The 22,919-nt window shown below is 72.7% G+C and carries 16 protein-coding genes; 7 read left to right on the forward strand and 9 right to left on the reverse strand.

Translation table 11 applies throughout. From position 1 onward, the window contains the following. Positions 1 to 10 precede the first annotated feature (10 nt). The gene (locus STRCI_RS34990) at positions 11 to 2,617 is read right to left on the reverse strand and encodes a CHAT domain-containing protein (protein WP_269662980.1); all 2,607 of its coding nucleotides are present in this window, start codon (positions 2,615 to 2,617) and stop codon (positions 11 to 13) included. 109 nt (positions 2,618 to 2,726) lie between these two features. Here STRCI_RS34990 and STRCI_RS34995 point away from each other — a divergent pair, with 109 nt between their 5' ends. Genes STRCI_RS34995 through STRCI_RS35005 form a run of 3 tightly spaced genes read left to right on the forward strand, consistent with a single transcriptional unit; the run spans position 2,727 to position 5,286 of the window. Beyond that, entirely contained in the window at positions 2,727 to 4,166 is a 1,440-nt protein-coding gene (locus STRCI_RS34995) for a S8/S53 family peptidase (RefSeq protein ID WP_269662981.1), read from the forward strand. After that, on the forward strand, positions 4,163 to 4,801 hold the full coding sequence (locus STRCI_RS35000; protein WP_269662982.1) for an RNA polymerase sigma factor: 639 nt from the start codon (positions 4,163 to 4,165) through the stop codon (positions 4,799 to 4,801). Before STRCI_RS34995 ends, STRCI_RS35000 begins: the two co-directional genes overlap by 4 nt. Continuing rightward, entirely contained in the window at positions 4,798 to 5,286 is a 489-nt protein-coding gene (locus tag STRCI_RS35005; protein ID WP_269662983.1) for a hypothetical protein, read from the forward strand. The genes STRCI_RS35000 and STRCI_RS35005 overlap by 4 nt, the downstream gene beginning before the upstream one ends. A gap of 1 nt (position 5,287) precedes the next feature. Here the strand turns inward: STRCI_RS35005 and STRCI_RS35010 are convergent, their stop codons facing one another. From STRCI_RS35010 to STRCI_RS35030, 5 genes are all read right to left on the reverse strand, one after another. Further along, entirely contained in the window at positions 5,288 to 6,508 is a 1,221-nt protein-coding gene (locus STRCI_RS35010) for a cytochrome P450 (protein WP_269662984.1), read from the reverse strand. 57 nt (positions 6,509 to 6,565) lie between these two features. Continuing rightward, the gene (locus STRCI_RS35015; protein WP_269662985.1) at positions 6,566 to 7,348 is read right to left on the reverse strand and encodes an N-formylglutamate amidohydrolase; all 783 of its coding nucleotides are present in this window, start codon (positions 7,346 to 7,348) and stop codon (positions 6,566 to 6,568) included. 5 nt (positions 7,349 to 7,353) lie between these two features. Continuing rightward, a complete protein-coding gene (locus STRCI_RS35020; protein ID WP_269662986.1) occupies positions 7,354 to 7,914 on the reverse strand; it encodes a mycothiol transferase in 561 nt (186 codons plus the stop codon). A gap of 52 nt (positions 7,915 to 7,966) precedes the next feature. Continuing rightward, positions 7,967 to 8,320: a hypothetical protein gene (locus STRCI_RS35025; RefSeq protein ID WP_269662987.1), complete on the reverse strand. Its 354-nt coding sequence runs from the start codon at positions 8,318 to 8,320 to the stop codon at positions 7,967 to 7,969. Positions 8,321 to 8,550: 230 nt separating this feature from the next. Beyond that, positions 8,551 to 10,770 carry an NADP-dependent isocitrate dehydrogenase gene (locus STRCI_RS35030; protein ID WP_269662988.1) on the reverse strand — a complete coding sequence of 740 codons (2,220 nt, stop codon included), beginning with the start codon at positions 10,768 to 10,770 and terminating at the stop codon, positions 8,551 to 8,553. Positions 10,771 to 10,986: 216 nt separating this feature from the next. On the opposite strand from STRCI_RS35030, the gene STRCI_RS35035 reads away from it, so the two are divergent. Next, entirely contained in the window at positions 10,987 to 12,534 is a 1,548-nt protein-coding gene (locus STRCI_RS35035) for a M1 family metallopeptidase (RefSeq protein WP_269662989.1), read from the forward strand. A gap of 4 nt (positions 12,535 to 12,538) precedes the next feature. Here STRCI_RS35035 and STRCI_RS35040 read toward each other — a convergent pair whose 3' ends face one another. After that, the gene (locus tag STRCI_RS35040) at positions 12,539 to 13,636 is read right to left on the reverse strand and encodes a mechanosensitive ion channel family protein (RefSeq protein WP_269662990.1); all 1,098 of its coding nucleotides are present in this window, start codon (positions 13,634 to 13,636) and stop codon (positions 12,539 to 12,541) included. A gap of 219 nt (positions 13,637 to 13,855) precedes the next feature. Between STRCI_RS35040 and STRCI_RS35045 the strand changes: the two genes are divergently transcribed. After that, the gene (locus STRCI_RS35045) at positions 13,856 to 14,431 is read left to right on the forward strand and encodes a hypothetical protein (protein ID WP_269662991.1); all 576 of its coding nucleotides are present in this window, start codon (positions 13,856 to 13,858) and stop codon (positions 14,429 to 14,431) included. 92 nt (positions 14,432 to 14,523) lie between these two features. After that, positions 14,524 to 19,071 carry an aKG-HExxH-type peptide beta-hydroxylase gene (locus STRCI_RS35050; protein ID WP_269662992.1) on the forward strand — a complete coding sequence of 1,516 codons (4,548 nt, stop codon included), beginning with the start codon at positions 14,524 to 14,526 and terminating at the stop codon, positions 19,069 to 19,071. A 6-nt stretch (positions 19,072 to 19,077) separates the two neighbouring features. Here STRCI_RS35050 and STRCI_RS35055 read toward each other — a convergent pair whose 3' ends face one another. Beyond that, positions 19,078 to 19,842: a crotonase/enoyl-CoA hydratase family protein gene (locus STRCI_RS35055; RefSeq protein WP_269662993.1), complete on the reverse strand. Its 765-nt coding sequence runs from the start codon at positions 19,840 to 19,842 to the stop codon at positions 19,078 to 19,080. A 46-nt stretch (positions 19,843 to 19,888) separates the two neighbouring features. Continuing rightward, positions 19,889 to 20,857, reverse strand: coding sequence for a lysylphosphatidylglycerol synthase transmembrane domain-containing protein (locus tag STRCI_RS35060; RefSeq protein WP_269662994.1), 969 nt, complete (start codon positions 20,855 to 20,857; stop codon positions 19,889 to 19,891). A 147-nt stretch (positions 20,858 to 21,004) separates the two neighbouring features. Here STRCI_RS35060 and STRCI_RS35065 point away from each other — a divergent pair, with 147 nt between their 5' ends. Continuing rightward, entirely contained in the window at positions 21,005 to 22,918 is a 1,914-nt protein-coding gene (locus tag STRCI_RS35065) for an ABC transporter ATP-binding protein (RefSeq protein WP_269662995.1), read from the forward strand. Position 22,919 lies beyond the last annotated feature (1 nt).

Below are 22,919 nucleotides of genomic sequence, written 5' to 3' on the forward strand. Positions count from 1 at the left end.
GCCGCGTCCCTCATGCCGCCCCGAACGCAGAGAACGCCCACCCCGTGGCCTGGTGCACCGCGTCCGCGGGGACGGCGGCCCGGGCGTCGCGCAGGGCCTCCGCCAGGGAGAGTCCGGCGCCGAGGCCCTTGTGGAGGGCGACCATCAGGGGGACCACCGCCGCGTCGTTGACGGGGGCGGTGCACGCCACCACGCCGGCCGTGCCGAGCGGCAGGAGCGCGGTGACCAGGCCCAGGAGTTCATCGGCGCCGACCGAGGCGAAGCGGGCCGTGTCGCAGCAGGAGAGGATGATGCGGTAGGGGCTGCGGTCCAGGCGTTCGAAGTCATGGACGATCAGCGGGCCGTCGGACATCCGCAGCGCGGAGAACAGCGGACTGTCCGCCCGGAACGTGCCGTGCGCGGCGATGTGCGCCAGCGCCGCCCCGTCCAGTTCCTCCAGGACCCGCGGCACGCTCGCGTCGTCGTGCTCCAGAAGGGTCGGCGTGCCGTACCGGTCGGCGAGTTCGGGCACCTCCGCGCCACCGGTGGCCAGACCCGGCCCGCGCACCAGTACCTGACGGCCGCCCGGCGGCGGCGCGGTCTCCCGCGCCCGCAGCCAACTGCTCGCCGACGGCGACACGCTGAGCACCTTCTCCCGCAGCGTCGGCAGCAGCGCCCACGGCACGCGGTGCAGCCGGCCGGGCGGTACGACCACAACCGGGCCGCTGCCCAGATGGTCCGCCGCCGGGCCCAGCAGCAACTCCTCCAGCCGACGGCCCGCCGCCTCCACCACGGGAAGGCGGCCCTCGGCGCCCGGATGGGCGAGGCGTCGCAGTCCGGCCTGGACGTGCTCCGCCTCGATCTCCGCGTCGGCGAGCAGCCCGGCCTCGAACCGCCGTACCCGGCCCTGCCCGCACAGCAGCACCTGCACCCGCCCGTCCACCACGGCCAGTTCGACCAGCCGGGTGTCCTCGCCGAGCCGGGCCAGCAGCCGCGCCGGATCGAAGCGGTCGCCGCCGCCGGGCTCCTCCCCGCGCATGTGCAGGGTCCGGGAGCGGATCTCCCGTTCCAGACGGCGCTGTTCGCGCTCCAGGGTGAACACCGGATGCCCCTCCATCCGGGCCTTCTCCGCGCGGTCCGCTATCTCGCGGAACGCCGTGAGCCTGCTCTGGAGCACCGGATCGGCCGGCGGCCGGGTCGGCGGCGCGGTCAGCACGGTCGCCCGCCACCGCTCGCTCCACACCAGCAGCCGCCGCGGGCCCCCGGAGTCCAGGCTCACCCGCTGTGCCAGCGCGGCGAGTTCGGCACCCTGCGCGGTGGCGCGGGCCCGCAGCTCCGAGGCGCCCAGCGTCGTACGGTGGTCGTCGAGCACGTCCAGGCCCCGGCGGCACGCCTCCAGCACTCCGCGCCCGGACCCCGCGGCCCGCGCCCGCAGCGCCTGCGCCGCCCAGCCCGTCATCCGCGCCAGCGGCGGCCCCGCGTGCCTGCTGCGGGCCGCGGTCCCCAAGTGCCGTTCGGCGTCGGCCCGCCAGCCCAGCGCCAGCGCGATCCGGCCCGCGAGCAGCGCGGCCTCGGGGGCGGCCGGAGCGCCGAAGGAGGCCAGCCGGTCGGCGACCCCCGCGGCGTCCGCGACCAGCCGCCCCGAGGCACGCCCGGTGGCCAGCCGCGCCTCGATCAGCACCAGCCGGGCGTGCGTCTCCCACCAGGTGCGCCGCTGTCCGGCGAACAGCCGTACCGCCAGGGCCGCGCGGGCGAGGGCGGTGTGCGGATCGCCCGCGAGACGGGCCGCCCGCGCGGCGACCAGCAGCAGCTCCGCCTTGCGGGTGGACTGCCCGCCGATCTCGTCCAGCACCCCGATCGCCGCGTCCGCCTCGGCCAGCGCCTCCAGGGCGAGGCCCGCCGCCATCAGCACCTCGCAGCGCCGGATGTCCAGCATGAACGTCGGCGTGCCCAGCTTGGCGTACCGCTCCTCGGCCTCGTCCAGCAGCCGCAGCGCCGCCGGGATGTCCCCGGCCCGGAACGCGGCCAGGCCCCGGCTCTCCACCGCGTCCGCCTTGTCGTGCTCCTGGCCCGTGGTGTCCCACAGCGCCTCGGCCGCCGTGAAGTCCGCGTCCGCCCGCTCCACCGCGCCCAGCGCCAGATGCACCGTCGCCCGCAGGGTCAGCGCCCGCGCCGTCCAGATCACGTCGTCCGCCTGCCGCAGCACCGGGATCGCCCGCCGGACGTCCTCCAGCGCCTCGGGGTGATGCCCGAGCACCCACCACACGTACGCCCGCCGGTACAGCACCCGCGCCCGGGTGTGTCCGGTGCCGCGCGCGACACCCCGCTCGAACGCGGCGAGTCCCTGCCGGGTGCGGCCCGCGTGCACCAGCGCCACGCCGAGCGTGCCGAGGACGTCCGCCTCCCGCTCCGCGGAGTCCGCGCGCGCCGCCAGGTCGCGGGCCCGCCGCAGGTGGTCCAGCGCGAGCCGCACATCACCGAAGTCCCGCTGCCACATCCCGATCACCTGATGGGCCACGGAGGCGTGCAGCGGCGAGGGATCGGCGCCGAGCACCTCCTCCGCCCCGGCCAGGGCCTCACCAGGAGCGGCGAACACCTTCGGCAGCAATTCGAGAACCGGGTCGTTTCCCGCTGTCACGTAGCGGATGGTAGTCCTCGCAGGTGCCGGCCACACAGGGTTGGCCCTGTATCAATCGACGGCTCGGAAGCTCTGTCTGAAGAACGTCGCCTGAGGGGGAGGACACGCCATGGCACCACAGCGATTCCACGAGCAGTTCGACCAGATCCAGCGCTCCATGCCCGACGTCCCGTTGGCGATGGGACCGGACGACTCCGCCGAGTTCTTCTACGAGAAGGGCGTCGTGCTGGCCAAGGACGGGGAGGAGGCCCGCGTCGTCGAGGACGCCGTGCGGGAGCACTTCACCGCGTTCACCGGGCTCACCGCCGACCGGGTGCGCCGGGCGAGCCCCGAGACCAACCGCTCCGGCATCACCCGGATCCAGGTCGGCGACCCCGGGCACGGCGACCGGCGCGGCGACCGTGCCGTCGCGGGGGCGCTGCGCGCGGTGCGCACCGCCGAGGCCCGGGCCGGACGGCGCCTGGTCAGCCGTAACCACGTGGTGTCCATCGCGGTCAACGCCTGCCCCGGCGACGAGCCCGTGCCGGCGCCGCTCACCCAGCCGCCCAACCCGGCCGCCGCCGAGGGCCTGTACGACGCCGACACGGCGATCGGAGTCCTCGTCATCGACACCGGGCTGATGGCCGACTACCGCTCCTACCCGCTGCTCGCGCACACCGAGGGCGACCTGCAGATCAAGGAGTGCGACGACGGCGGCATCCTCCAGCAGTACGTCGGACACGGCACGTTCATCGCCGGACTCGTCGCCGCCGTCGCCCCCAACACCGGGATCACCGTCCGCAACACGCTGAACGACGCGGGCGCCATCCTGGAGTCGGAGTTCGGCGACAAGCTCTTCGAGGCCGTCGAGCAGGGCGGCTGGCCGGACATCCTCAGCCTCTCCGCGGGCACCTCCAACGGCCGCACCGACGGACTCCTCGGCCTCGACGCCTTCATGCGGGAACTGCGCGCCCAGCGCACCCTGCTGGTCGCCGCCGCCGGCAACAACGCCAGCGCCACGCCCTTCTGGCCCGCGGCCTACGCCGAACTGCCCGAGTACGCCGACTCCGTGCTGTCGATCGGCGCGCTGCGCGGGGACGGCGAGTACGGCGCCTGCTTCTCCAACCACGGCTCCTGGGTGAAGGCGTACGCCCCCGGCGAGCGCCTCATCAGCTCGCTGACCGGCTTCGACGCGCCCGTCCCGTACGTGTACCAGCACTCCACCTACGACGCCTGCCGCTACGGCTTCGCCTATCTGTGCACCTGTCAGTCGCCGCGCCACACCGGACTGTTGAGCGAGGAGCGGGCCGCGGCCGTGACCGGCAAGCCGGACCAGGTGATGTTCGAGGGGTTCGCGAACTGGAGCGGCACCTCCTTCGCCACCCCCGTGGTCGCCGGGATGGTCGCGGGGCACATGACGGCGCACAAGGAGACCGACCCGCGCGCCGCCCGCGCCCAGCTGATCGCCGCGAACACCGAGTTCGCGGAGGTGCGCGGGGCGCATGTGCCGGCGCTGCGCCCGCCGACCTGGCGCCCGGTGCCCGTCGTGCCGCTCGCTCCTCCGGCATGAGGCTCGGAACCGCCCCCTCCGCGGCGTACGATGACTTGCCGTACACGAGGGGTGGGGCCGTGGATCGTGCTGATGTCGGCGCGCTCGTCCAGTCCGCCGTCGACGGTGAAGCGGCGGCCTGGAAAGCGCTCGTGGAAGGGCTCAGCCCGCTGGTGTGGTCGGTGGTGCGCGCGCACCGGCTCTCCGATGCCGACGCGCACGAGGTGTACCAGACCGTCTGGTTCCGTTTCGCCCAGCACCTGGGGCGGATCCGGGAGCCGGAGAAGGCCGGGTCGTGGCTGGCCAGCACCGCCCGGCACGAGTGCCTGAAGGTGCTGAAGAACCTGAAGCGGCTGACCCCGACGGACGATCCGCACCTGCTGGACCGGGTCAGCGAGGACCGCACGCCCGAGGAGTCCCTGCTGGACTCCGAGGAGGCGGCCGCGCAGAGCGAACGCGTCCGTCGGCTGTGGCAGGAGTTCGACGAACTTGGCGACCGCTGCCGCCAGTTGCTGCGGGTACTGATGGCCTCACCGCCGCCCAGCTACCAGGAGGTGTCCGCCGCCCTGGGCATCGCCGTGGGCAGTATCGGACCGCTGCGCCAGCGCTGTCTGCGCCGCCTCAGGGCCCGACTCGACGCACGGGGAGCGCTGTGAACGACGACGACACGCACGACGACGGCCTCCTCGACGCCTTCGAGGAGGCGGGCTTCGACGGCGCCCTGCTGGAGGAGGAGCTCCGGCGGGCCGCCGCCATCCTGGACCCGGTGCCGGCGGAACTGAGCCGGATCGCCGTCGACGCCTACGCGCTGCACGACCTCGACGCCAGGATCGCCGAGCTGACCTTCGACTCGGTGGTGGACGCCATCCCGGTGCGGGGCGCCACCGACGTACCCCGGATGCTGACCTTCCGCGCGGGGGAGGTCACCGTGGACGTGGAGGTGACCGGCCAGGGCCTGATGGGGCAGGTGCTGCCGCCCCAGGCGGCCCGGATCGAGGTGCTCGGCGGCCCCCAGCAGTCGGCGCTGCTCACCACGGACGCCATGGGCCGCTTCAGCAGCGCCTCCCCGGTCTCCGGACCGTTCGCCCTCAGGCTGCGGACCGGCGGGGAGGTGCTCGTCACGGAGTGGCTGCGCGCCTGAGTCACCAGGCGCAGGGCAGGGACTGCGGACCGCGGATCATGGTCCGGCGGCGCCAGGGCACGTCCTCAGGCGCCACCGCGAGCCGCAGTCCCGGCAGCCGCTCCAGCAGCGTGCCGAGCAGCAGCTCGGTCTGGAGCCGGGCGAGCACCGCGCCGGTGCAGTAGTGCGGGCCGTTGCCGAAGGCCAGATGCGGTGGCGCCGAACGGTCCGGGTCGATCCGGTCGGGGTCGGGGTAGACCTCCGGGTCGCGGTTGGCGGCCAGATAGGAGACGTACACCGGGTCCCCGGCGCGGATCCGCAGGCCGTGCAGCTCGACGTCCTCCAGGGCGATCCGGGCCAGGCCCACGCTGCTGCGGTGCGGGATGTAGCGCAGCAGCTCGTCCACGACGGCGCCGCGCTCCTCGGGCCGCTCCCGCATCCGTGCCATCAGCTCGGGGCGGGTGAGCAGCAGGTACAGCATCTGCCCGCAGTTCGCGGTGACGGCCTCGCCGCCGATCTGGAGCGGCCCGGCGAGCCCGACCGCCTCCGTCTCGCTGATCTCCTCGCGGTGCACGGCGGCCCCGAGCAGCGAGTACACGTCGTCACCCTGGCTGTGGGCACGGGCCCGGACGGTCTCGGTGATCCAGCCGTACAGGCCGTTCTTGGCCCGCTCGGCGTCCTCGGCGCCGGTGGTGGAGATGATCGTCCGGGTCCACGCGTGCACCTGAGCCCGGTCCGCGGCCGGTACCCCCATGACCTCGCTGACCACGGTGAGCGGGAAGGGCTCCAGGACCCGCTCGATGAGATCGGCCGGCGGCCCGTCGCGGACGACGCCCTCCATCAGCTCGTCCAGGATCCGCTGGGCGCGCGGGCGCAGCCGCTTCATCGCGCCGACCGTGAAGGCACCGGCGACCGGCCGCCGCAGCCGGTTGTGGTCGGGCTGGTCGGCGAAGGCGAGCGAGCCGGGGCGCGGCTTGAAATGCGGCGCCATCCGCGTCACCTGACGCCTGGTGACCTCCGCCCGGCCGAACCGGGGGTCGTTGGTGATCGCCTTCACGTCGTCGTACCGCGTGGCCAGCCACGCCCAGCCCTCGCCGTGCGGCAGCCGGATACGCGTCAGCGGTCCCTCCCGCATGAGGTCGGTGAGGACCGGGTCGAACTCCGTCCCGGCGAGGTCACTGGCGGGCCAGTCCCGGATCGCGGGCGGCGCCTGTTCGCTGAGCGTGGTGGTCTCGTCGTTCATGCACCCACCCTCACCGCCGCCCGACCGGCTGTCGCCCGGGAGTGCTCCAGGCGGAGGTCACCCGGGCAGCGCGTCCACCAGCCGGGCGAGGGCCTCGGCGAGCCGGAGCAGACCAGGACCCGCGGGCCCGCCGGGCTCGGTCAGGTAGGTGTCCCGGCGGATCTCCACCATCAGCGCGCCGACCCGGGGATCGGTGCCGTAGAACTCCAGCGGCACGTACGTCCCGCCGAACGGACTGTCGAGCCCGACCTCCCCGCACTCCTCGAACGCCTTGCGGGCCGCGGCGAGCAGCCCTGGAGGCGTGTGGAAGGAGTCGGTGCCGAGGCACACCGGGGGCCGTGGCCCGTCCCCGTGCAGCTCGTAGGGCAGCGGCGCGCTCGGATAGGAGTGCACATCGACGATCACGGCCCGCCCGGTCGCGGCCAGCCGCCCCGCCACGGCATCCGCCATGGCCTCGGCGTACGGCCGGAAGTAGCGCGCGAGCAGCGGCTCGGGGTCGGTGTCGGCCGCCCGCAGCACGCCCTTGTGCGTGGTCCGGGTGTAGACGGCGCCCATGCCGACGGCGAGCATCTCCTCCCGCTCGTCGGGGAACCGCTCGGGGTCGACGACCAGCCGGGACAGCCGGTTGGTGAACACCCAGGGCCGCACGGCGCACACCTCGGCCGCCTCGGCGGCCAGCAGCGCGGTGTGGGAGTCGGTGATGTGGTCCAGTTCCCGCGCGAGCGCCGGGTCGTCCAGCACGATGCCGGAGCGCACCTCGGGCGGGATCTCCCGCGAGGAGTGCGGGACATGAAGGATCACGGGGGAGTGCTCGGCACCCGGGGACAGCGCGAAGTTCATCAGGGCTACTGTCCCACCCGGCCGTCGACCCGCTCGCGCAGCAGGTCGGCGTGGCCGCAGTGACGGGCGTACTCCTCGATGCGGTGCACCCACAGCTCGCGCACGGAGCTGTCGTCCTCGCCCACCCGGGTCGCCGGGTCCGGATACGCCGCGAACGCCGCGTCGGTCGCCGCCTGCTCCCGGGCGAGGTCGGCGAACGCGCCGTCGACCAGGGCCTGTTCCGCGGCGGCCTGGTCGAAGTCGGCGTCCCGGACCCCGTACAGCTTGGGTTCCGGGTCGCCCGGCACGATCCAGTTGCGCCAGTCCCGCTCCACCTCGGCGAGATGGCGGAGCAGTCCGACCAGGGACATGGTCGACGGCGGCACCGAGCGGCGGGCCAGCTGCTCCGGGGCGAGCCCCTGGCACTTCATCTCCAGGGTGAGCCGGAAATCCCGCAGCACGCTCTGGTACGTCGCCAACTCACCGTCCGGGCCCGGCCCGTCGTTGTCGCGCGGATCCTCGTCCGGGTCGGCCCACATGTCGGGATACACACTGGCCTGGGTCCACCGCTCGGGTTCGTCGCTCACCGTGCCCACGATGCTGAGCGGTGGCCGGGCGTGCAAGCGAATTACTCGCGGCTCAGTTCAGCGGGGCCTGCTTCGGGGTGCCGTAGAAGGTGATCGGCGGCCAACCCCGGGCGACGGCCAGCTCGTTGAGGGCCTCGGCGATCTCCGTGGGGCTGATCTCGTAGGCGGCCGGGGTCTCGGAGTTCTGGACGCGGAACTCGATCTCGATCTCCATGGAGGTGTCGGAGCTGCCGGTCCGCCACGTCCTGCCCTTGAAGAACGTCTGCGGGTCGAACTCGGTCGCCGTGGCCTCCGCCTGGGCCTCGGCCGCCTGCGCGGGCGGCGCCGACGCCGCGCTGCCGAGCACCGCGCCCGCCGCGGTGGTACCGGAGTAGCCGAGCAGGGATCGCCGGGACATGCTGGTCATGGTTCCCCTCCTACGCGCGCCGTGCGGGTGTCTCCCGTGGCCGCGGAAGTGATCGTAAGCATGATCGACCGCCCTGCAGGGCTGAACGGGATCATCCGCTTGACCTGGGGATATACGGAAGGGCCGACCCCATTTCGGGGCCAGCCCTCCGGTTGGGCTAAGGCATCAGCTCACGGCGTCAGCTCACGGCGTCGGCTCACGGCGTCGGCTCACGGCGTCGGCTCAGGGTTTCAGCTGAGGGACGCCAGCGCCTCGTTCCAGGTCGCCGACGGGCGCATGACCGCGGCCGCCTTCGCCGGGTCGGGCTGGTAGTAGCCGCCGATCTCGGCCGGGGAGCCCTGGACCGAGTTCAGCTCCTCGACGATCTTCTGCTCGCTCGCCGCGAGCGTCTCGGCGAGCGGGGCGAAGGCCTTCGCCAGCTCCGCGTCGTCGGTCTGCTTGGCCAGCTCCTGCGCCCAGTACAGGGACAGGAAGAAGTGGCTGCCGCGGTTGTCGATGCCGCCGACGCGACGGGTCGGGGACTTGTCCTCGTTGAGGAAGGTCGCCGTGGCGCGGTCGAGGGTGTCGGCGAGGACCTTGGCCTTCGGGTTGTTCGTGGCCGCCGCGTACTGCTCCAGGGACGGCACCAGCGCGAAGAACTCACCGAGCGAGTCCCAGCGCAGGTAGTCCTCCTTGACCAGCTGCTGCACGTGCTTCGGCGCGGAGCCGCCGGCGCCCGTCTCGAACAGGCCGCCGCCCGCCATCAGCGGGACGACCGACAGCATCTTGGCGCTGGTGCCCAGCTCCAGGATGGGGAAGAGGTCGGTCAGGTAGTCGCGCAGGACGTTGCCCGTGACCGAGATCGTGTTCTCGCCGCGGCGGATGCGCTCCACCGAGAGCTTGGTGGCGTCGACCGGGGCGAGGATGCGGATGTCCAGGCCCTCGGTGTCGTGCTCCGGCAGGTACGCGTTGACCTTGGCGATCAGGTTGGCGTCGTGCGCCCGGGTCTCGTCCAGCCAGAACACGGCCGGGTCGCCGGTGGCGCGGGCGCGGGTGACGGCCAGCTTCACCCAGTCCTTGATCGGCGCGTCCTTGGTCTGGCAGGCGCGGAAGATGTCGCCCTCGGCGACCGGCTGCTCGACGAGGACATTGCCGGCCCGGTCGACCAGACGGACCGTGCCGGCCGCCTTGATCTCGAAGGTCTTGTCGTGGGAGCCGTACTCCTCGGCCTTCTGCGCCATCAGGCCGACGTTCGGGACCGAGCCCATCGTGGACGGGTCGTAGGCGCCGTTGGCACGGCAGTCGTCGATCGCGACCTGGTAGACACCGGCGTACGACGAGTCCGGCAGCACCGCGAGGGTGTCGGCCTCCTGGCCGTCCGGGCCCCACATGTGGCCGGAGGTGCGGATCATGGCCGGCATCGAGGCGTCGACGATGACGTCGGACGGCACGTGCAGGTTGGTGATGCCCTTGTCCGAGTCGACCATCGCCAGGGCCGGGCCCTCGGCGAGCTCGGCGTCGAAGGAAGCCTTGATCGCGTCACCCTCGGGCAGGGCGTCGAGGCCCTTGAGGATGCCGCCCAGACCGTCGTTCGGGGACAGACCGGCGGCGGCGAGCGCGGCACCGTACTGCTCGAAGGTCTTCGGGAAGAACGCGCGGACCACGTGACCGAAGATGATCGGGTCGGAGACCTTCATCATCGTGGCCTTCAGGTGCACGGAGAACAGCACGCCCTGGGCCTTGGCCTCGGCGATCTGCGCGGTGAGGAACTCGCGCAGCGCGGCCACGTGCAGCACCGACGCGTCCACGACCTCGCCCTCCAGGACGGGTACGGACTCACGCAGCACCGTGGTGGCGCCGTCCTCGGCGACCAGCTCGATCCTCAGCGCGCCGGCCTCGGAGATCACGACGGACTTCTCGGTGGAGCGGAAGTCGTTCTGCCCCATGGTCGCCACGTTCGTCCTGGACTCGCCGCTCCAGGCGCCCATGCGGTGCGGGTGGGTCTTGGCGTAGTTCTTGACCGAGGCGGGGGCGCGGCGGTCGGAGTTGCCCTCACGCAGGACCGGGTTCACGGCGGAGCCCTTGACCTTGTCGTAGCGGGCCTGGACGTCCCGCTCCTCGTCGGTCTTCGGGTCGTCCGGGTAGTTCGGCAGTGCGTAGCCCTGGCCCTGCAGCTCGGCGACGGCGGCCTTGAGCTGCGGGATCGAGGCCGAGATGTTCGGCAGCTTGATGATGTTGGCGGCCGGCGTCTTGGCCAGCTCACCCAGCTCGGCGAGCGCGTCCGGGATGCGCTGGTCCTCGGTCAGGTACTCCGGGAACACCGCGATGATGCGGCCGGCCAGCGAGATGTCCCGCGTCTCCACGGCGACACCCGCCTGCGAGGCGTACGCCTGGACCACCGGCAGGAAGGAATACGTCGCCAGGGCCGGGGCCTCGTCAGTGTGCGTATAGATGATGGTCGAGTCAGTCACCGGGTGCTCCGCTCCACGTCTGCAACATTGCTCGACATCAAGATATCTCGTGAGCGCCCCCGACTCGACAGGGGTCCGCACACGCGTGGGACGCGAGGGGGAGAAGTTTCGGCCGGAAGTGCAACCTCCACCGCCCTTTCGGTGGTCATGCAGGTGGATCACTCACCCGAGGCGAGGCCGGACCTGACCAGCCGGCCGCCCGAGCGAAAGCAGACCATGAGATATCGCACCCGAGTGACAGCCCCGGCCGCCCTGATCGGCACCGCCGCGGCGTTGACTCTGGCCCCCTCCGCCCACGCCGCTCCGGGGAAGAGCGGCACCCCGGGCCCCGAGACCCTCGGTGACCCCGTCTACCCCGCCCTCGGCAACGACGGCTACCGGGTCTCGTCGTACCACCTCGATTTCGCCTACGACGCCACGACCCTGCTCGTCGACGCCACCACCACGCTGCGGATCCGCACCACCCAGGCGCTGACCCGGTTCTCCCTGGACGCCCTCGGCCTGGATGTGCGCGCCGTCCGGGTCGGCGGGCGCCGTGCCGCCTTCGAGCAGGTGGGGGAGAAGCTGCGGATCACCCCGGCCGTCACCCTTCCGGACCAGGCCAAGGTCACTGTCTGCGTCGAGTACTCCGCCGACCCGCGCCGGACCCTCTCGCACACCGGCTGGGTGGCCACCCCGGACGGGTTCGCGGTGGCCTGCCAGCCCGACTCCGCGCACACCGTCTTCCCGTGCAACGACCACCCGGTGGACAAGGCCGACTTCACCTTCCGGCTCACCGTCCCGTCCGGGCTGCGCGGTGTGGCCAGCGGGCAGCTCGTGCGCACCGAGACCCTGGACGGCGGCCGGACCGCGTACACCTACCGCTCCCGCTCGCCGATCGCCACGGAGATGGTGCAGATCACCGTCGGCGACTACGTCATCAAGGACCGGCAGGGCCCGCACGGCCTGCCGCTCAGGGACGTGGTGCCGACCGCGCGGGCCGCCGCGCTGGAGCCCGCCCTCGCGCTCACCCCCGGCCTGGTCGCGTGGGTCGAACAGCGCCTCGGGGCCTACCCGTTCGAGACGTACGGACTGCTGCCGTGCAACTCCGACGCCGCGGAGCCCTTCGGCTTCACCGGCCTGGAGACCCAGACGCTCACCATCTACCGGCCGAAGTACCTCCTCCAGGAGGAGGCGAAGATCGGCTCGCACATGATGCACGAGCTGGTCCACTCCTACTTCGGCAACAGTGTCTCCCCCGCCACCTGGGCCGACCTGTGGCTGAACGAGGGCCACGCCGACTTCTACGGGCTGCTGTACCGCTACGAGCGCGGCTGGCCCGACTCGCTCGGCATGACCTCGCTGGAAGCGCGGATGAAGCACACCTACGCGCTCGGCGACCAGTGGCGCAAGAGCTCCGGCCCGGTCGCCGCCCCGAACGCCGTCAACCTCTTCGACAGCCAGCGCTACCTCGGCGGCGTCCTCGTCCTGTATGCCCTGCGGCAGCAGGTCGGCGAGGACGCCTTCAACGCGCTGGAGCGCGCCTTCCTGGAGCGGTTCCGTGACGCGTCGGCGTCGACCGAGGACTACATAGCGGTGGCCTCGGAGGTCTCCGGGCAGGACCTGTCGGGCTTCCTGCGGGAGTGGCTCTACGCCACGAAGACCCCGCGGATGCCGGGCCACCCGGACTGGACGGTCACCCCGGTGCCCTCGGCGCCCTCGTCCTCGCCGGCCGCCCCGCGCAAGCGGCGGGACGGCCACCACGACAACTCGGCGACTCTCTGAGGTGTCAGTCGAGCCGGGCGGAGGGGACTTCGCCCGGCTCGTTGTCGGGGACGCGCTGCTGCGGGATCGTCAGCGACCCCTGCTGGAGCGCCACCGTGCGCGCCGGCGCCGGGATGCGGATGCCCTCCTGGCGGTAGCGCTTGTGCAGGCGCTTGATGAACTCGTGCTTGATCCGGTACTGGTCGCTGAACTCGCCGACGCCCAGGATGACCGTGAAGCCGATCCGGGAGTCGCCGAAGGTGTGGAAGCGGATGATCGGCTCGTGGTCCGGCACGGCGCCCTCGACCTCGGCCATCACCTCGCCGATGACCTCGTTGGTGACCCGCTCCACCTGCTCCAGATCGCTGTCGTAGGCGACGCCGACCTGGAGCAGGATCGTCAACTGCTGCTCGGGACGCATGAAGTTGGTCATGTTCGTCTTCGCGAGCTCCCCGTTGGGGATCACGACCAGGTTGTTGGAGAGGTTGCGCACCGTCGTCTGGCGCCAGTTGATGTCCTCGACGTAGCCCTCCTCACCGCTGCTCAGCCGGATGTAGTCACCGGGCTGGACGGTCTTGGAGGCCAGGATGTGGATGCCCGCGAAGAGGTTGGCGAGCGTGTCCTGAAGCGCGAGGGCGACCGCCAGACCACCGACGCCGAGGGCGGTGAGCAGCGGCGCTATGGAGACGCCCAGGGTCTGGAGCACCACCAGGAAGCCGATGGCGAGGACCAGGATGCGGGTGATGTTGACGAAGATCGTGGCGGAACCGGCGACACCCGGCCGGGACTGGGTGACCGTCCGCATCACCCCGGCGATACCGCGGGCCGCGGCCAGCGTCACCACGAAGATCAGCAGCACCGTCAGGGTCTGATTGACGTTGTGCTGGACCGTCTTCGTCAACGGCAGCGCGGCGCCCGCGGAGGCGGCACCGCCGAGGATCGCCGCCCACGGCACGACGGTCCGCAGCACGTCCACGATGAGGTCGTCGCCGCTCCAGCGGGTGCGGTCGGCGTGCTTGCCCAGCCAGCGCAGCAGCATCCGGAGCAGAAACGCGGCCAGCAGGCCCGCGGCCATCGCTATTCCGGCGATGACCATGTCGTCCATGGTGATGTCCCGATTCACCGGTCACCTCCGGGGAGAGAAGCGGCGGCGAATCGCTCCGCCGTCGGCCGGATGTGAAGTTTCGTCACTTAGTCACCTGCTCGAATTCCGGACTGTACCGTCGCGCGCCTACCGGGCGCGACGGCTCATCCTGCCGTATCCCGCACAGCAGTTCGCACCAGGTCCGGGGGCCGTACGGAGCCGTACGGGGGCGGCTGGGGGCGCAGGCCGGGGGTGGCCGTGCGCCTTCGTGCGCCCGCGCGGTCCGTGACCCGGCTGCCGCGGGCGGCCGTTCGCGGCTACCGTCGTGGTGACGTACGCGGCGCGGGGGAGGACCTGATGCTCGGCGAGGCAGTGTTGGCGTTGGCGTCGGCCGGTGGCGGTGCGGTGGTGGCGGCGGCCGGGACGGACGCGTGGCAGGGCCTCCAACAGGCCGTGGCGCGGTGGCTGAGCCGGGGCGACGCGCAGGTGGCGGAACGCGAGATGGAGCGCCTGAACGAGATGGCGGCGGCGCTGCTGGCGGACGACCATGCGGATCCCTCTCATGTCCGCCTCATCCAACAGGGCGTCTGGCAGGCCCGCTTCACCATGGCCCTGGAGAATATGTCCACGGCGGAACGGGACCGCGCGGCAGGGGAGTTGAGCGCACTGCTCGCCGCGCACGCGCCCCCGGGCACGGTCGCCTCGGCGCCGGGCGGCCTTCGCGTCGCCGGCGACGCGAAGTTCACCGCGAGCGACGGCTCCGTGGCCGCGGGAATCATCAACGGCGGGGTACAGATGGGCCCCCCGTCCGCGCCGGCTCCGGACCAGGGCTGACCGGACCGGCGGAACCGAGCCCGTCCTCACCTGCTGACGGCCTGGAGAACGTCACCTCGTACGCGGGGCAGGGCAGCTTCTCCGCCGGTCTGGTGCACGGCGATGTGCGGGTGGTGACGTACGTGGGCGCCCAGCCCGGTGACGCGCCCGTGGGTCCCGCGGCGGCTTCGGCGCCCGAACAGTCGGTGGTCGTGCCCCAGCGCAGGGTGCCGAAGGAGCGGCTGCGGGGCCGGGACGGGCTGGTGGACGCGCTGACCGGTGCGGTGACCCGCCGTGCCGGGGGTGACGCCACCGTGCCCGGGGTGTGGCTGCTGTCGGGGATGGGCGGAAGCGGTAAGACGACCGTCGCCCTGGAAGTGGCGCATCGCCTCCGCGAGGGCCTGACCCATGTCTGGTGGGTGTCGGGAGCCGACAGGGAGGGCAAGCCCATGGACCTGCGCGCGCTGGCGCTCGCCGCGGGGGCGACACCCGGCGACCTGATCCCGGGCGCCGATCACGCATACGTCCTGTGGCAGCGGCTCAATGCCCTGACCACGCCCTGGCTGCTGGTGCTCGACAACATCGACGACCTCTCCCTGCTGACGCAGGACCGCCCGGCCGAGGGGACCGGCTGGCTCCAGCCGCCCAGCCATCCGACCGGAACGGTATTGCTCACCAGCCGGGAGACGCGTGGCGAACGCTGGGGTAACTGGGTGCACACGGTGCACATCGACCTGCTGTCCGGCGCGGACGGCGCCCAAGTGCTCCGTGATCTGGCGCCGGGAGCCGGGACCGAGGAGCAGGCCCGGGAGCTCGCCGAGCACCTCGGCGGGCTGCCCCTCGCGCTCGACCTGGCGGGCTCCTATCTGCGCGGGGCACGCAGAGACCGCGTCCCCGAGGCGTCGTCGCCCCGCACGTTCCCCGCGTATCGGAGCCGCTTCGACCGGCAGATGGCCGACCTGGCCTTCGATCCCGACGCCGCTCTGGGCGATGACGAGCGGCCCCGCCGCGCGCTGCTGACCACCTGGGAACTCTCCTTGGACCTGCTGCACCGTCAGGGCGCCGACATGGCCCGGCCGCTGCTGCGCCTGCTGTCCGCCTTCGGTCCCGCCCCCATCCCCTACCTCGATCTCCTCGACGTGGATCTGCTGGCCCGGGACCCGATGTTCACCGGCCTCACCACTCAGCGGTTCAGGGCAGCCCTGGACGGCCTGGAGGGCCTGAAACTGATCACGTTCCCCGAAGAGCCGGAGACCGCGGCCGACCAGGACAACACGCATTGGCTGACCATCCATGCGATGGTCCGGGCAGCCAGCCGCGCCCACGACGACTTCCGCGCGCGGGCCAGGCCGCTGCTCGGCCTGGTCACCGCACTGCTCGACCGGGCCACGGGCTCTTTGTGGGGCAGCCGACCGGCGGACTGGCCGCGCTGGGGGCTCCTCGCACCGCACGGTCCGGCCGCGCGCCTGCTGCTGACCGAGTTCGAGGAGAGCATCGGCCCGGCCCTGGACCTGGTGACGGCGGCGACCGAGCCCGCCGTAGGTACGGCCCGGTACCACCGCAACGTGGGGTTGCACCGGGAGTCCGTCGCCGAGCTGCAAGCGGTCGTGCGGACCAGGGCGCGCCTCCTGGGCGAGGAGGCGCGTGCCACTCTGGTCGCCCGGCTGGACCTCGCCCTGGCGTTGCGGGACCACGGCGACCTGGAGGAGTCCGAGGAGCTGTACCGGCTCCTGGTGGTCCAGGGCGGGAACAGTCTGCCCGCGGACGATCCGGTCCTCTCGTCCTTCCACACGGGCCTGGCCCGCACTCTGCTGCTGTCGGGCCGGTACGAGGACGCCAGACGGGAGCTGGATCGGGCGCTCGAACTGAGAACGCGCACACCGGCCCAAGGGCAGCGGGGCATGCTGCGCATCCGCGCCGACCTCGCGCGGCTCGCACACCGTCAAGGGCGCTTCGCGGAGGCGGTCGAGGAACTGAGTGTCGTGCGTCGGCTGACCCGGGCGCTGGGCCAGGAGGCGGTTTACGAGACATTGGCCGCCGGACTCAGCCTCGCTCGGGTCCTGCGCGACGCGGGGCGGGCGCGGGAAGCCGAGGCGGTGGCCGAAGAGGTGATCCAGGAGCTCCGCGACGCGATGGGCGAGGACCACCCGGATGTGCTCATCGCCCGCCATGAACGGGCGCGGATGATGCGCGACCACGAAGAGGACCGAGAGCTGCTCGAACGGGCGAGGGACGAGTTCACGGAGATCTGGCGCAGCGCTGAGCGGCAACTGGGCGTCGACCACCCGGACACCATCGCCGCCCGGCACGAACTCGCCACGGTCTGGCACCTTCTCGACCGCCGTGACCGGGCCGTCGAACACTTCCGGGCCGCCTACGAGACGGGGCGGCGCAGGCTCGGCGAGCACCACCCCAATATCGTCGTCTGCGCGCGCAACCTCGCCCTCGTGCTCGCCGAACTCGCCGAGGACAGCGCGCGCCCGCCCGGGGAAGCGGCTCCGGCCGACGTGTCGGGGCAGAGCCCTGACCCACCGGCCTCGACCCCCCTTGCCCTGGCGGGACTCTCTCTGGAGCTGGCCCTGTCCCCGCAGTTCGCGCCCGCCGTACGGTCCCCCGCGGTGGTCCGCGCACTGGACCGCTTCGTCCGATCGGAGCGGTCCGTCTCCGACTTCGGCGGCGAGGGCGGAGGCGCGGGCGTCTCGTCGGGCGCAGAGTGGTCGAATTACCGCCCTGGGGCCCAGCCGCCGCCCAGGAGGACGTACCGGCCGCCGACGGAGCCCGTGGTCGCGCGCGAGCGCAGCGCCCGGGGCGCCGCGGTGGACGGCGCCACCCTCCGTGCCCTCGCCAGAGGCGACGACGATCGCCAGTCGGCCGAGCGACTGCGGGCCCAGGAGCGGGGCATACGACTCCTCGCGCTGCGCGACCTGCTGGACCGCACGGAGTCCGCCATGGCGGGCCGCATGGACCGGCTGCCGTCCGTCCCGAAGAGCCGCGACCTTCTTCTCCAAGCCGACGACGCCCGTTCCAAGGCCGTCACCACGGTGCTGCTCCACCCCGCGGTCGGCCGCTGGATGAGCCGGACGCTGCGCGCGCTGCACACTTCGCCCATCGAGCTGTCCGACGCTCTCCTCGACGACCTGGCGCATCTGCACTCCGTCGCGGCGGCAGCCTCGCACCGGGCGAAGGTGCCGTTCGCCCTCTCGCTCCCGGTGCGCGACGGCTTCGTGGTCCTGCCCACGCTCGGCGCCTTCGATCTGCGGGGGACGAGGCTTCGCACGGTCCGTGTCGAGGGGGACGGCGGCACGCTCACGCTGGCACGGCGAGGCGGCGAGAGTGTGCGCGTCACGCGTCCGGAGGATCCGACGCTCTCGCTCTGGCGCCCGGTGCACCGCGTGCGGACCGGCTCGGGGCCCGGCCGCTTCGACTTCGTCCTGGACGACATCGATCAGCACCGGGAGACCAACGGTCCCATGGCACCCACCCCGCTGACGGGTTCCCAGGTGATGCCGTGGGCCGAGGCGGCCCGGGAGGCCGGCGCCCTGCTCGCCCGAACGAACCGCCGGCGCGCGGAGGCGCTGGCGGCGGCCCTCACGGCAGTGACACCCCGACCCGCGGCCCCGGGCGGCATCATCAACTCCGCGTCGTCCACCGACGCGTTCGGCGGCATCGTCGCCAGCGCCCCGCCCGACGGCATGGAGCTCGCGGCCAGCATGGTCCACGAGTTCCAGCACATGAAGCTGCATGCCGTACTCAACGCCGTAGCGCTGCACGAGGAGAGCGAGCCGCCGGACGACGAGAGGTTCTACGCACCCTGGCGTGACGACCCGCGCCCCCTGCCCGGCCTCTTCCAGGGTGTCTTCGCCTTCTTCGGGGTGGTCGACTTCTGGCGCCGCCTCACCCTGGAGGAGCGAGGCACGCGTCTGCGCCGCGCCCAGTTCCAGCTGGTGTACTGGCGCACCCAGGCCCGGGACGCGTACAGCACCCTGTGCCTGTCGCCACGCCTCACCGAGACCGGCCGGTACTTCGCCGCGCTGATGGGCGGTACCACCGTGACCTGGACCGACCACGAGGACGTGCCGGAGGACATCGTCACGCTCGCTCTGGAAGGAGTGGTGGCCCACCGCCTCCGCTGGCGTCTGCGCCACCTGCGACCCGCCCCCGCCACCGTCGCGGAACTCGCCGCCGCTTGGACCTCGGGCGCACCCAAGGCACCGCCGCGCGGCAGCGCCGTCACGCTGCGCCCCGACTTCACGGCGCGGCCGTCCAACGCCTACACCGCGTTGCTGTGCAAGGCGGCCACGGGCGTCTCCGAGCTGCGCGGCGTGCCGGTGTCATCCGGCTTCCTCGACCTCAGCGGAGCCGAGATCGACCCCGCCGATCTGACCCGGCTCCAGGACTCGGTGGCGGAGGCGCGCCGTCTCGCCGTCGCTCAGGTCGAGGGGTGGCCCCTGGAGCCCGAGCCCTGGGTCCGGCTGGGGCTGGCCCTGCGCAGGAGCGGCGCGGTGGCCGCCGAGGCGCTCACGCACTGCCCCGAGCTGGTCCGGGCCGTGCACGCGTGCGTCACCGAGGCGAGCGACGCCCCGCCGGACCCCGTCGACCTCGCCGCCTGGATCGGCGTGCCGGACGATCCGGACGGGTATCCGAGACCGCCTGCCGCCTGACGGCGCTCATCCTGGCTCGAAGGTCCCGTGCCGCCCCGCCCCCGCCGAGAACCGAGCCGCCCCCTCCAGGCTCTCCGCCAACACCCCCACCCCATGCCCCAGTTCCGACCGCAGCGCCGCCTCCTCGCCCAACCCCTGCTGATCGAGCACGGACGCCCGGTCGGCGCGCAGGCATGCCTGCGGGAACGCGGCGATCGTCGCCGCCAGGGCCTCCGCCTCCGCGCGGGCGGTGCCCGTCGGAACGACTCGGTTGGCCAGGCCGATCTCCCGGGCCTCGGCGGCCGGGACCGGGCGGCCGGTGAGGATCAGGTCCATCGCGCGGCCGACGCCGATCAGCCGGGGCAGCCGTACCGTGCCGCCGTCGATCAGGGGCACCCCCCAGCGGCGGCAGAAGACACCGAAGACGGCGTCCTCCTCGGCCACCCGCAGATCGCACCAGAGCGCCAACTCCAGGCCCCCGGCCACCGCGTGCCCGGCGACCGCCGCGATCACCGGCTTGGACAGCCGCATCCGGGTCGGGCCCATCGGGCCGTCACCGTCCTCGGTGACCCGGTTGCTCCGCTCGGTGCCCAGGGCCTTGAGGTCGGCGCCCGCGCAGAACGTCCCGCCCTCGCCCCACAGCACCGCCACGCGAGCTTCGTCATCGGCCTCGAACTCCCTGAACGCGGCCGCCAGTTCCGCCGCCGTCGGACCGTCCACCGCATTGCGGGCCTCGGGGCGGGACAGGACAACCGTGGTGACGTGACCTTCGCGTTCGACGCGGACCGGCATGACAGGGGCCCCTTTCCATGGGTCGGCCCCGCAGGTTACCGAGCGGTCAGATCACCTTCCAGCGCACCAGCGCCCCCAGCGTCAGCGCCCCCGGCAGGATCGGCAGCCAGACCGTGATGATCCGGTACGCCAGCACCACCGCCGTCGCCACGGCCGCCGGACCGCCCGCCGCCACCAGCGCCACGATCAGCGCCGCCTCGACCGAGCCGATACCGCCCGGGGTGGGGACCAGCGCGACCGCGACCGTGGCCGCGAGGTAGGCGACCGCCATGTGCAGGGGCGGCACGTCCAGGCCCAGCGCCTGGCCCACCGCGACCAGTCCGGCCGCCTGAAGCGCCGGGAAGGCGAACGCGCCGCCCCACAGGGCGAACGCCCGCGATGCCCGGGTGTGCACCGAGCGGGCCTCACCGAGGGCGGTGCGGAGGAAGGAGACCACGATGGTGCGGACGCGACGGATCAGCATCACCACGGCTGCTGCCACCACCACTGCCACGATCACCGTGATGAGCAGTGGGGCCATCGCCCCCTCCGGCAGCAGGCTGCTCAGCCGCAGCGCGTCGGGGAAGGCCAGCAGCAGCGCGGCCAGCAGGGCGAGGCGGCCTATGGACTCGGCCAGGAGGTAGAGCGCCAGCGCTGCGGAGGAGCGGGCCAGTGGCAGGCCGCACACTGTCATGAACCGCAGGTTCACCGCGCTTGCGCCCAGGCCCGTCGGCAGGAGGTGGTTCGCGGCGCCCGCCGCGAACTGTGTGGCCAGCAGGCGGGCCGACGGCAGTCGTTCGACCACCGCACCCTGGCGGCAGCAGGCCGCCGCCACCCACGTCAGACAGGTGGCGCCGGCCGCGGCCAGCAGCCAGGGCCACTCGGCGCTGCCCAGATGCGCGAACCCCTCGGCGAGCACGGCCCGGTGCCGCACCGCCACCACGGCGACCAGCACCAGCGGAAGCAGACAGAGGATCTGCCGGACGGGCAGGCGCCGTCTGGCCTTGGGCGGGGCGGGGAGTTGTACCGCTGTCACATTCGGAGAGGTTCTCCGCACCGTCCCAACTGCGGGTTGCCGAATCAGGGCTTCCGGCTTACGTCCGCCGGTCATCCGGACCTTCGTAGGAGTGGTCTTCGTAAACGCATTGACCTCAAGGATGCTTGAGGTCCTACCTTCTCCCGCATGAGCATGGAGACCACAGCCTGGATGCAACTGCACTCCGTCATGACCGCCGAGCAGGAGCGCCGCCCCTTCGCGCGCGACACCCTGCGCCGTATCGGCGGCTTCGCCCGCCCGCACCGGGCGCGCATCGCGCAGTTCGTGGGCCTGGGGGTGGTCACCGCACTGCTCGCCGTGGCGACGCCCGTCCTGGCCGGCAAGGTCGTCGACGCGATCGTGTCGGGCGACGACGAGAGCAGGGTCGTGCGACTGGCCCTGCTGATCGCCCTCATCGCGGTCCTGGAGGCGGCGCTGGGCATCGTCGCCCGGCGCCTTTCGGCGACGCTCGGGGAGGGACTCATCCTCGATCTTCGGACGGCCGTGTTCGATCATGTGCAGCGCATGCCGGTCGCGTTCTTCACACGTACACGTACGGGAGCGCTGGTCTCCCGTCTCAACAACGACGTCATCGGCGCCCAGCGCGCCTTCAGCAACACCCTCTCCGGAGTGGTGAGCAACCTGGTCACGCTGCTGCTGACCCTGGTCGTGATGCTCACCCTGTCCTGGCAGATCACCCTGCTCGCGCTGGTGCTGCTCCCGGTGTTCGTGATCCCGGCCCGCCGTATGGGCCGCCGGATGGCGAAGATGACCCGGGAGGCAGCCACTCTCAACGCCGCGATGGGCACTCGTATGACCGAGCGCTTCTCCGCCCCGGGCGCCACCCTGGTGAAACTCTTCGGCCGCCCCGAGCAGGAGTCCGAGGAGTTCGCCGCCCGCGCCCGCCGGGTCGCCGAGATCGGGGTCCGCACCGCCACCGCCCAGTCGGCGTTCATCACCGCCCTGACCCTGGTCTCCGCCCTCGCGCTCGCCCTGGTCTACGGCCTCGGCGGCTGGTTCGCCCTCAACGGCAGTCTCGAACCCGGTGCCGTGGTCGCGCTGGCCCTGCTGCTGACCCGCCTGTACGCCCCGCTGACCTCGCTCGCCGGGGCACGCGTGGAGGTCATGACCGCGCTGGTCAGCTTCGAGCGGGTCTTCGAGGTGCTCGATCTCGAACCCCTCATCCAGGACCGGCCCGACGCCAAGGACGTCCCCGACGGCCCGGTCTCCGTGGAGTTCACCGACGTCCGCTTCGGCTACCCCGCCGCCGACAAGGTCTCCCTCGCCTCCCTGGAGGAGGTCGCGGCCCTCGACACCCGGGGCGGCTCCGAGGTCCTGCGCGGACTGTCCTTCCGCGCCGAACCGGGACAGACGGTCGCCCTCGTCGGCTCCTCCGGCGCGGGCAAGTCGACGATCGCGAGCCTGTTGCCCCGGCTGTACGACGTCGACGGCGGCACCGTGCGCCTCGGCGGGGTCGACGTCCGCGAGGTGAGCGCCCGGTCCCTGCGCGAGACCCTCGGCATGGTCACCCAGGACGGCCATCTGTTCCACGACTCCGTCCGCGCCAACCTGTTGCTGGCCCGGCCCGCCGCGAGCGACGACGAGTTGTGGGACGCGCTGCGCCGCTCCCGCCTCGACGCGCTCGTCCAGTCGCTGCCGGACGGCCTGGACACGGTGGTCGGCGAGCGCGGCTACCGGCTCTCCGGCGGCGAGCGCCAGCGGATGACCATCGCCCGGCTGCTGCTGGCCCGGCAGCGCGTCGTCATCCTCGACGAGGCGACCGCCCACCTCGACAACACCTCCGAGGCCGCCGTCCAGGAGGCCCTCGCCGAGGCCCTGGCGGGCAGGACGGCGGTGGTCATCGCGCACCGGCTGTCGACCGTACGGGCGGCCGACCTGATCCTGGTCGTCGAGGACGGCCGGATCGTGGAACGCGGCACCCACGACGAACTGCTGGCCGCCGGGGGACGGTACGCCGAGCTGTACCGGACGCAGTTCGAGGAGCCACCCGCCGATGACGACGAGCGACCCGCCGACGCGGCGGAGATCGCCGTGGCGTAGT

The sequence above is a fragment of the Streptomyces cinnabarinus genome (genome assembly GCF_027270315.1).
GTDB lineage: Bacteria > Actinomycetota > Actinomycetes > Streptomycetales > Streptomycetaceae > Streptomyces > Streptomyces cinnabarinus.

Excerpts from the sequence above, each read along its gene's own strand:
- STRCI_RS35015 (WP_269662985.1), bottom strand. The coding sequence starts at position 7,348 with ATGAACTTCGCGCTGTCCCCGGGTGCCGAGCACTCCCCCGTGATCCTT.
- STRCI_RS35055 (WP_269662993.1), bottom strand. The coding sequence starts at position 19,842 with ATGCCGGTCCGCGTCGAACGCGAAGGTCACGTCACCACGGTTGTCCTG.
- STRCI_RS35025 (WP_269662987.1), bottom strand. The coding sequence starts at position 8,320 with ATGACCAGCATGTCCCGGCGATCCCTGCTCGGCTACTCCGGTACCACC.
- STRCI_RS34995 (WP_269662981.1), top strand. The coding sequence starts at position 2,727 with ATGGCACCACAGCGATTCCACGAGCAGTTCGACCAGATCCAGCGCTCC.
- STRCI_RS35065 (WP_269662995.1), top strand. The coding sequence starts at position 21,005 with ATGAGCATGGAGACCACAGCCTGGATGCAACTGCACTCCGTCATGACC.
- STRCI_RS35000 (WP_269662982.1), top strand. The coding sequence starts at position 4,163 with ATGAGGCTCGGAACCGCCCCCTCCGCGGCGTACGATGACTTGCCGTAC.
- STRCI_RS35035 (WP_269662989.1), top strand. The coding sequence starts at position 10,987 with ATGAGATATCGCACCCGAGTGACAGCCCCGGCCGCCCTGATCGGCACC.
- STRCI_RS35010 (WP_269662984.1), bottom strand. The coding sequence starts at position 6,508 with ATGAACGACGAGACCACCACGCTCAGCGAACAGGCGCCGCCCGCGATC.